Below are 9366 nucleotides of genomic sequence, written 5' to 3' on the forward strand. Positions count from 1 at the left end.
CGACCGGGTCAGAACCCGGCGTACCGGGCGGCCGTGGCCACGAGGTCGGGGTCGACGCGAAGGGGGCGGCCGTCGAGCTCGCCGACCGGCGTCGGGCCGCGGCTCGAGGCCACGAGCCACACCCCGTCGGAGTCGTAGAGGTGCTCGACCGGCACGAGCTCGAAGGCGCTGTCCTGCCCGTCCTCGGCGGCGGCCCGCAGGATCGTCGCCACCGACAGCGACTCGAGGATGCCCGTGGGCCCGGTGGGCGTGGAGAGCCAGCGACCGTCGCGCACGACGAGCAGCCCGGCCATCGGGGCGTCGAGCGCGTACCCGTCGGTCGAGGTGAAGACGACGTCGTCGGCCCCGCGCCGTGCGGCCTCGCGCTGGGCGGCGACGTTGACCACGTAGGAGAGGGTCTTCGCCCCGCCGAGGAGCCACGGGGCGTCCTCGAAGGCGTCGCTCGGGTGACCACGGGTGAGCGTCACCGCGCGGACAGGGTCGCTCCCCCCTTCGCCGCGCTGCGGCCGGCCCGACGCACGTGGCGAGACGACCGCCCAGGCCGTCGGACCCGCGTCGGGGGCCCACTCGCGGCCGCGGGTGAGGACGAGCTTGAGGGAGGCGTCGCCCGGGGTGTCCCACGCGGCCAGGGCCGCGTCGACGAGCGAGACCCATGCCTCGCGCGGCGGAGGGATGATCTCGAGCGCTGCGGCCGAGCGCGCCAGCCGCTCGAGGTGGTCGTCGAGGCCGCGCACGACGTGCCCGTCGCCGTCGTCGGTGACGAGACCGGAGTCGAAGCACCCGTCGCCGCGGGTCAGGCCGAGGTCGTCGACGGTGATGACGGGCTGGGCCGGGTCGACGACCTCGGGGCCGTCGGGGCGGAGGACGGCGACGACCCGGGGCATGCCGCTCACGCTACGCGGCGCAGGGGGCACGATGTGCCCCATGACGACCGCCTACGACGTGCAGCGCATCCGCTCCCACTTCCCCTCGCTCGTGCAGGGCCTGGCCCACTTCGACGGGCCCGGCGGCACCCAGACGCCCGACGTCGTCGCGGACGCGATCGCCGCGACCCTCGTCTCCTCGATCTCGAACAGGGGCGCGGTCACCTCCTCCGAGCGACGGGCCGAAGGGGTCGTCGCGGGCTGCCGGGCCGCCATCGGCGACCTCGTGGGCACCGACCCGCGCGGCGTGATCTTCGGGCGCAGCGCGACCGCCATCACCTACGACCTGTCCCGCGCGCTCGCGTCGACGTGGGGCCCGGGCGACGAGGTCGTCGTCAGCCGGCTCGACCACGACTCGAACATCCGCCCGTGGGTCCAGGCCGCCGAGCGAGCGGGTGCGACGGTGCGCTGGGCCGAGCTCGACCCGACCACCGGCGACCAGCGGCTCGAGCACTTCGAGGCCGTCGTCACCCAGCGCACGCGGCTCGTCGCCATGACGGCCGCGTCGAACCTCGTCGGGACGATCCCACCCGTCGCCGAGGTCTCGGCGCTGGCCCACGGCGTCGGGGCGCTGCTCTGGGTCGACGGGGTGCACTCGAGCGCGCACCGCCTGCCCGACCGGACCGGTCTGGGTGCCGACTTCTGGGCGTGCTCGCCCTACAAGTTCCTCGGCCCCCACAGCGGCACGGTGAGCGCCGACCCCGCGCTCCTCGAGACCCTCCACATGGACAAGCTGCTGCCCTCGAACGACGCGGTCCCGGAGCGCTTCGAGCTCGGGACCCTGCCCTACGAGCTCATGGCGGGTGTCACCGCAGCGATCGACTTCCTCGCCGATCTCGCACCCGGTGACGGCGCCGAGGAGTCGCGCCGCGCGCGGCTGCAGCGCAGCTTCGCCGCGCTCCACGAGCACGAGAGCGCCCTGCTGGCCCGGCTCGAGCCCGCGCTGCGCGAGCTGCCGGGCGTCTCCCTTCGCTCCGGGGCGCCGGACCGCACGCCGACGCTCCTCGTGACCTTCGAGGGGCGCGACCCCCAGGACGTGCGCGCCCACCTCGCGCAGCGCGGTGTCGCCGCACCGGCGGGGCACTTCTACGCGATCGAGCTCAGCCGGGCGCTCGGCCTGGGCGAGACCGGGGGCGTGCGCATCGGGCTCGCCCCGTACACCGACGACTCCGACGTCGACCGGCTGCTCGAGGGCTTGCGCGAGCTCGCCTGAGCAGACGCGAAGGGGGCGGGGCCGGATGACCCGGCCCCGCCCCCTTCGTGCGCGTGGTCCGTCAGGCGACGCGTGACTTCGGCGAGCGCGCGGCGGTCTGACCCGCGTCGCGCTGCACGACCGAGCCGAGGGCCTCGTCGATCTTCGTCATGACGGAGTCGTCGAGACGCACGCCGGCGGCCTTGACGTTGTCGACGACCTGCTCGGGACGCGAGGCCCCGACGAGAGCCGCGGCGACGTTGTCGTTCTGCAGGACCCACGCGATCGCGAGCTGGGCCATGCTCAGCCCGGCCTCGTCGGCGACGGGCTTCAGACCCTGGACGGCGCTGAGGATGTCGTCCTTCATGAAGTCGCGCATGCTCGCGCCGGCCTCCTCGTGGGCGGCGCGGCTGCCCTCGGGCGGCTGCGCACCCGGCTGGTACTTGCCGGACAGCACGCCCTGGGCCATCGGGCTCCACACGATCTGGCTGATGCCGAGCTCCTCGCACGTCGGGACGACCTCGGGCTCGATGACGCGCCACAGCATCGAGTACTGCGGCTGGCTCGAGATGAGCTGGATGCCGAGCTCGCTCGCGAGGCGGTGGCCCTCGCGGATCTGGTCGGCGGTCCACTCGCTGACACCGATGTAGAGCGCCTTGCCCTGGCGCACGACGTCGGCGAAGGCCTGCATCGTCTCCTCGAGCGGGGTCTCCGTGTCGTAGCGGTGGGCCTGGTAGAGGTCGACGTAGTCGGTCTGCAGGCGCTGCAGGGAGCCGTTGATGGACTCCATGATGTGCTTGCGGGACAGCCCGGTGTCGTTCTTGCCGCCGGGGCCGGTGGGCCAGTAGACCTTCGTGAAGATCTCGAGGCTCTCGCGGCGCTCGCCCTTGAGGGCCTCGCCGAGGACCGACTCGGCCTTGGTGTTCGCGTAGACGTCTGCGGTGTCGAAGGTGGAGATCCCCTGCTCGAGCGCGGTCCGCACGCATGCGTGCGCCTGCTCGTTCTCGACCTGGGACCCGTGGGTCAACCAGTTGCCGTAGGTGATCTCGCTGATCTTCAGCCCGCTGTTGCCGAGGTACCTGTACTCCATGCCGTCACGCTACGTCCGTGACCGGCCTCAGCGGCGCACGAGCCAGGGGCGGAAGAGACGCACGAGCTGGGGCATGACGACGTAGGTGACGATCGCGACGACGAAGACCGTGAAGATCGCGACCCGCGGGACGAAGGGGAGTGCGGCGATGAGGGGGTTGAGGACGAGCTGGAGCAGGGCGACGGTGGGGAAGATGCCGCACCACGTGACGACCGCCATCTTCCAGCGCAGCGGTGGCTTGTGGCCGGGCACCTCGGGCCGGGCGAACCACGCCTCGAGCCCGGTGAGCACCTGGTAGTCCGGGTCGCCCTCGGCGACCGCGGCGAGGCGCGCGTGCCACTCGTGGCGCACCGGCGACGCGTCCCAGGCCGCCAGCCCCTCGTCGTCCTCGAAGCGCAGGATGGTCTGGTGCTCCCCGTCCTGCGTGGACGGCGGGATGACCTCGGCGCCGATGAAGCCCGGCACCTGACGGACGTCGCCGAGCATGCCGCCGACGAGTGCCTCGTACGCAGCGGCGCACCCGGGCTTCGCGCGTCGGCGGGCGACCCGGATGACGGGCTGGTGGGGTGCGGGGACGGACATGGCTCACCTCGGTGTCGGCGCGGGTGCCAGCACCGTAGGGCGCGCGCCGCTCCCCTCGCCGACCTCGCACCGCCTGGCGGAACGCGTCCTCAGCGGGTGGGGCCGAAGGTGGACGGGTCGACGGGCCGCAGCCGCCTCGGCAGCCCCTCGACGACGAGGAGGTAGGACTCGGTGACGACGTCCTCGACGAGCTGGGCGTCGAGGTCGCCGGGGCGAAGGGTGATCCAGTGCCGCTTGTTCATGTGGTAGCCGGCGGTGATGCACTCGTGGGCCTCCCGCAGGCTCTGCGCGTCGGCCGGGTGCGCCTTGACCGTGAGGATCGGGTCGCCCGTGACGGCGGTCTGGAGCATGAAGACCTTGCCGCGCACCTTCCACACGTCCCACTCCGCGCCGAAGGGGTGGCCCAGCTCGCTCCCCGGCAGCTCGCCGGCCCGGGCACGCGCGATCTCCTGCAGCTGCGCCCCGTCCATGCGACCTCCCCGTCCTTCGAGCCCCCGTTGTCGGGCTGTCCGCCGACCTTATGAGCCCCCACCGACACCGGACAGGACGAGATGAGCAGGACGACTCATGCCCGGGTGCGGGCCGGGCGCGACGATCCGGCCATGAGCGACGACACCTCCTGGGTCCGCACCGCCCTCTCCTACGGCCTGGTCGTGCTGGGACCGGCCGCGGCCTGGCTGGTCTGGGTCTCCCGGAGCGTCGACAAGGCCTCTGACATGGCGCATGTCGCCTGGTTCGTCACGGTCGCGGTCTGCTGCTTCGCCGCGGGCGTCCTGGCACCGCGACGCCGGGTGCTCTTCGCCCCGCTCCTCGTGCTGGCACCGGTCGCGGCGCTGGTCGTCCTCTACCTGTGGTGGTCGACCGAGGAGGAGCCCGGCTTCTACCTCATCGGCATCGCCATGGCTGCTGTCTTCTTCCCGATCGTCGGGACGGCGCTGCTGCTCCTGGGGCGCACGACGACCGCGACCCGCGCGAGACGTCGCACCTGACCCGGAGCAGCAGCGGTGCCAGCGCAGACCCGCGCGAGCGATGCGCGGTCGCGCTCAGCGCGCCCGGCCGAGCTCCTCGGGGGTGTCGACGTCCTGCCCGGTCGCGAGATCCGCGCACGGCACGCCCTCGCAGCCCGCCCCGACGAGGTAGCGGCGTCCCCCTTCGTCGCCCGAGAGGCTCTCGACGAAGGGGGTGACGTGCACCCTCCCGAGGAGGACCGGGTGACCCGGTCGGCCGTCGTAGGTGGCCCGCCGGAGCGCGTCGTCGTGGGGGCCCTCGCCGACGACGCGGGTGACGACGTCGGGTGTCACGTCGGGCAGGTCGACGAGGGTGATGAGCACGGCGTCCGGGTCGAGCCCCTCGGCGGCGCCCAGGCCGGAGCGCAGCGAGGCCGCCATCCCGGTGCCGTGGTCGGGCACGTCGACGACGGTGGTCCCGGGCTGGGCCAGCGCCTGCGCCTGCGCGCGTGCCTCGTCGGCACCGGCGCCGAGGGCGACGACGACCTGGGCGCACCCGCCCGCTCGCACGGTGCGCACGGCCCGGTCGAGCAGCAGCTCGCCGGACGGCGTGCGGGCGAGCGCCTTCGGCCCGCCCATCCGCCGACCCGACCCGGCGGCGAGGACGAGCCCGACGACGCCGGGCCTGGCCTCGCCGCCGGTCACAGGAAGTGGTCCGGGGTGAGCGGCAGCTCGCGGACCCGCACCCCCGTCGCCGCGTAGGCCGCGTTGACGACCGCAGGGGCCACTCCCGTGATGCCGATCTCGCCGATGCCGCGCGAGCCCATCGGGTTCATCACGTCGTCGCGTCCTTGCAGCCAGTGCGCCTCGACGTCGAGCACGTCGGCGTGCGCGGGCACGTGATAGCTCGCGAGGTCCTGGGTGACGACGTGCCCGAAGCGGGGGTCACGCACCGACTCCTCGTGCAGCGCCGCGCCGAGGCCCATGACCATCCCGCCGACGAGCTGGGAGCGGGCACCGCGCGGGTTGAGCACGCGGCCGGCGGAGTAGACCCCGAGCAGCCGACGTGCACGCACCACGCCGGTCCACCGGTGCACACCGACCTCGGCGAAGACCGCCCCGTACGACTGGGTGACGTACCCCTCCTCGCCCGGGTCGTCCGGGGCGGGCGTCGTCACCGACGACCCGGGGGCCGGGTCGGCGCCGAACTTGTCGTGCAGCGCACGGGCAGCGCCCGTGATCGCCGTGCCCCACGACGAGGTGCCCGCCGACCCACCGGCGACCGAGGCGGGCGGCAGCGAGCTGTCCCCGATGCGCATCTCGACCTGGTCGCGCGGCACGCCGAGGGCGTCTGCCGCGACGAGCCGCAGGACCGTCCACGCGCCGGTCCCGATGTCGGTGGCGGCGATGGAGACCTCGTAGCGCCCGTCGTCGAGGACGGTGACGCAGGCCTGGTTGCCGGGCATGGACTCACCCGGGTAGGTCGCGGTCGCGACGCCGCTGCCGAGGAGCCAGTCGCCCTCGACCCGCGAGCGCGGCTCCTGCGGACCGCTCCACCCGAAGAGCTCGGCCCCGCGGTCGAAGCACTCGAGCAGGCGCCGCTCGCTGAAGGGGTCGCCAGAGTCCGGGTCGACGTCCGTGTCGTTGCGACGGCGCAGCTCGACGGGGTCGATGCCGAGGTCGACGGCCAGCTCGTCCATCGCGACCTCGTGGGCGAAGACCCCCGGGAAGACGCCCGGCGCCCGCATCCACGACGGGATCGCGACGTCGAGGTCCTGCAGCCGGTGGCTCGTGCGCCGGTTGGGGGCCGCGTACAACGAGCGCGTCGAGACCGAGGTCTGCTCGGCGTACTCCTTGACCCGGCTCGACGGGGTGAAGGAGGCGTGCTCGATGCCGGTGAGCGTGCCGTCGTCCTGCGCGGCGAGCCGCATCTGCGAGGCGGTGATCGAGCGGTACCCGGTGAGCGCGAACATCTGCTGACGGGTGACCGCCAGCCGCACCGGCCGCCCCGGCACGGTGCGCGCCGCCATGGCCGCCGCGAGGTCCGGCGGGTGGGGCAGCCCCTTGCTGCCGAAGCCGCCGCCGACGTGCGGCGCCCGCACGCGCACCTGCTCGGGCTCGAGCCCGAGGAGGGGGGCGAGGGTCGTGGCGACGCCCGGTGCCGACTGGGTCGAGACGGTCATCTCGAGGACGGGGCCGTCGCCCCCTTCGCGCCACGTGGCCGTCGCCGCGTGCGGCTCCATCGGGTTGTTGTGCTCGAGCGGGGTGACGTAGGTCTGCTGCACCGTCGTCGCGGCCTGCGCGACGGCCGCGTCGACGTCACCGGTCTCGGAGTCGGTGGGGAAGCCGGCGTTGACCTCGTCGGGCTTGCGCCGGGCCTGCCCGATCTCGAAGCGGGTCGCCGCCTCGCGCTGCGCCCCGTCGACGCGCACGAGGTGCGCCCCGTGCCGCGCCGCGGCGAGCGACTCCCCGAGCACGATGGCGACGACCTGGCCGTGGTAGTCGACCCGACCGGACTGCAGCAGGTCCATCTCGAGGTCCTCGACGCCCTCGAGCCGGGGGGCGTTGGTGTGGTCGACGACCGAGTGCACACCGGGCGCGGCGAGCGCCTCGGAGGCATCGACGGTCACCGACCCCAGGGCGAAGGGGGCCCCGACGAGGACCGCGTAGAGCGGGTCCTCGACCGGGTGCTCGACGGCGTAGGGGGCGGTGCCGGTGACCTTGAGACGGGCGTCGTCGCGGGCGACGTCGGTCCCCATGGCCGAGGCGGTCAGCGGCGCGAGGCGCTCGCCGGAGTCGTCGGTGCTCATGCTGCGGCTCCTGCCGGACGGGTCGCGAGCTGCTCGATCGCGTGGGCGGTGGTGCGGGCGAGGAGAGGCACCTTGAAGGCGTTGCCCGGCCAGGTGCGGGCCTGGCTCAGCTCCTCCTGGCACGCGGCGAGGACGGCGTCGGTGTCGACGGGCCCGCCGACGAGCGCGGTCTCGACCCCGGTCGGGCGCCACGGGGCGTGGGCGACCCCGCCCCACGCGAGCCGCAGGTGCGAGATCGTCTCGCCGTCCGTGACGAGCTCGGCCGCGACGGACACGAGCGCGAAGGCGTAGGAGGCCCGGTCGCGGACCTTGACGTACGTCGCCACGGCGCCGGGCGTCGGGGGTGCGAGCTCGACGGCGGTGATGAGGTCGCCGTGCTCCAGCGTCGTGTCGAGATCCGGCCGGTCGCCGGGCAGCCGGTGCAGCTCGCCCATCGGGACGCGGCGCTCGCCGCCCGTGCCCCGCACGACGACGACGGCGTCGAGGGCGCGCAGCGCGACCGCGAGGTCGCCGGGGTGCACCGCGACGCAGTGCTCGCTCGTGCCGAGGACGGCGTTCTCCCTCGTGCGCGCCTCGTCGTGGTCGGCCGAGCACCCGGTGCCCGGCTCGCGCTTGTTGCACGGCGTCGTGAGGTCCTGGAAGTACACGCACCGCGTGCGCTGGAGCAGGTTGCCGCCGGTGCTCGCCTGGTGACGCAGCTGGCCCGAGGCGCCGGCGAGCAGGGCCCGCGCGACGAGGGGGTGGTCACGCCGGATCGCGGGGTGGGCGGCGAGGTCGCTGTTGCGCACGTTGGTGCCGATGCGCAGCCCGCCGTCCTGCGTCGGCGTGATCTCGTCGAGCCCGAGATGCCCGACGTCGACGAGACGCGACGGCGTGCGGATCCCGAGCTTGAGGTGGTCGAGCAGGTTGCTGCCGCCGTCGACGTACGCGACGTCGGGGTCGCCGCCGTGGCGCGCGACGGCGTCGGCGGGGTCGGTGGCCCGCTCGTAGGCGAAGGGGTTCATCGCGCGGCCCCGTCGCCCGCGCCGGAGACGATCTCGGCCTCGGCCACCCGGTCCGGCGGCGGGTCGCCCGCGGCCTGGCAGATCGCGTCGACGATGTTCGGGTAGGCCCCGCAGCGGCACAGGTTGCCGCTCATCCGCTCGCGGATCTCGTCTCGTGTCAGCTGTGCCCCGCCGTCGAGGCCCTCCTCGAGGTCGTCCGTGACGTGGCTCGCGTGCCCCTTCGCGATCTCGTCGAGCACCCCGACGGCGCTGCAGACCTGACCGGGGGTGCAGTAGCCGCACTGCAGGGCGTCGCGGTCGACGAAGGCCTGCTGCACCGGGTGCAGCTCCGCGTCGTCGAGCGCGGTGAGCGAGGGGTCGCCGTGCGCCGTCGCGTCGACGCCCGCGAGCCCGGCGGCGGTCGTGATCTCGGCGCCGTCCTGCTGCACGGCGAGGGTGAGGCAGGTGAGGTGCCGGCGGCCGTCGAGGAGCACCGTGCACGAGCCGCACTGGCCGTGGTCGCAGCCCTTCTTGGCGCTCGTCACCCCGAGCCGCTCGCGCAGGGTGTCGAGCAGCGTCGTGCGCGGCTCGACCTCGATCTCGTGGCTGCGGCCGTCGACCGTCAGGGTCACGGTCGTCGTGGTGCTCCGATCCGTCACGGGGCGTCCTCTCCTGGGGGGTCCGGCACGCCGCGGACGCGGCCGTCCCACCATGCCACCGACATCGGGCCAGGTGGGCGGCCCGCCGCCCCCCTGTCTGGCTGCCGAAGCCGTCACCCCTTCGTCACACCCGAAGGGGGGTCCTGCCGCCCGCGACGGTGCGAGCGCCGTGTGCGAGAG

Annotated in this window: 10 protein-coding genes; 2 read left to right on the forward strand and 8 right to left on the reverse strand. The window is 74.2% G+C overall.

Annotated elements, in window-relative coordinates; genetic code table 11:
- Window positions 1-8: 8 nt before the first annotated feature.
- Entirely contained in the window at window positions 9-884 is an 876-nt protein-coding gene (locus EEW87_RS10695) for an aminotransferase class IV (RefSeq protein WP_123093007.1), read from the reverse strand.
- Between the two features lie 40 nt (window positions 885-924).
- Here EEW87_RS10695 and EEW87_RS10700 point away from each other — a divergent pair, with 40 nt between their 5' ends.
- A complete protein-coding gene (locus EEW87_RS10700; protein WP_318825913.1) occupies window positions 925-2136 on the forward strand; it encodes a cysteine desulfurase-like protein in 1212 nt (403 codons plus the stop codon).
- A 61-nt stretch (window positions 2137-2197) separates the two neighbouring features.
- Here the strand turns inward: EEW87_RS10700 and EEW87_RS10705 are convergent, their stop codons facing one another.
- The 3 genes from EEW87_RS10705 to EEW87_RS10715 form a co-directional block, all read right to left on the reverse strand.
- On the reverse strand, window positions 2198-3205 hold the full coding sequence (locus tag EEW87_RS10705; RefSeq protein WP_123093005.1) for an aldo/keto reductase family protein: 1008 nt from the start codon (window positions 3203-3205) through the stop codon (window positions 2198-2200).
- 27 nt (window positions 3206-3232) lie between these two features.
- Window positions 3233-3787: an antibiotic biosynthesis monooxygenase gene (locus EEW87_RS10710; protein WP_123093003.1), complete on the reverse strand. Its 555-nt coding sequence runs from the start codon at window positions 3785-3787 to the stop codon at window positions 3233-3235.
- A gap of 89 nt (window positions 3788-3876) precedes the next feature.
- On the reverse strand, window positions 3877-4257 hold the full coding sequence (locus EEW87_RS10715) for an MmcQ/YjbR family DNA-binding protein (protein ID WP_123093001.1): 381 nt from the start codon (window positions 4255-4257) through the stop codon (window positions 3877-3879).
- A 132-nt stretch (window positions 4258-4389) separates the two neighbouring features.
- Between EEW87_RS10715 and EEW87_RS10720 the strand changes: the two genes are divergently transcribed.
- Window positions 4390-4776, forward strand: coding sequence for a hypothetical protein (locus tag EEW87_RS10720; RefSeq protein WP_123092999.1), 387 nt, complete (start codon window positions 4390-4392; stop codon window positions 4774-4776).
- A gap of 54 nt (window positions 4777-4830) precedes the next feature.
- Here the strand turns inward: EEW87_RS10720 and EEW87_RS10725 are convergent, their stop codons facing one another.
- Genes EEW87_RS10725 through EEW87_RS10740 form a run of 4 tightly spaced genes read right to left on the reverse strand, consistent with a single transcriptional unit; the run spans window position 4831 to window position 9186 of the window.
- A complete protein-coding gene (locus EEW87_RS10725) occupies window positions 4831-5439 on the reverse strand; it encodes a nucleotidyltransferase family protein (protein WP_240341584.1) in 609 nt (202 codons plus the stop codon).
- Window positions 5436-7544, reverse strand: a complete 2109-nt coding sequence (locus tag EEW87_RS10730; RefSeq protein ID WP_123092997.1) for a xanthine dehydrogenase family protein molybdopterin-binding subunit — start codon at window positions 7542-7544, stop codon at window positions 5436-5438. Before EEW87_RS10730 ends, EEW87_RS10725 begins: the two co-directional genes overlap by 4 nt.
- Window positions 7541-8548: an FAD binding domain-containing protein gene (locus tag EEW87_RS10735; RefSeq protein ID WP_123092995.1), complete on the reverse strand. Its 1008-nt coding sequence runs from the start codon at window positions 8546-8548 to the stop codon at window positions 7541-7543. The genes EEW87_RS10730 and EEW87_RS10735 overlap by 4 nt, the downstream gene beginning before the upstream one ends.
- Entirely contained in the window at window positions 8545-9186 is a 642-nt protein-coding gene (locus EEW87_RS10740; protein WP_240341585.1) for a (2Fe-2S)-binding protein, read from the reverse strand. Before EEW87_RS10740 ends, EEW87_RS10735 begins: the two co-directional genes overlap by 4 nt.
- Between the last annotated feature and the right edge of the window lie 180 nt (window positions 9187-9366).

Source organism: Janibacter melonis (assembly GCF_003721155.3).
GTDB classification, from domain to species: domain Bacteria; phylum Actinomycetota; class Actinomycetes; order Actinomycetales; family Dermatophilaceae; genus Marihabitans; species Marihabitans melonis.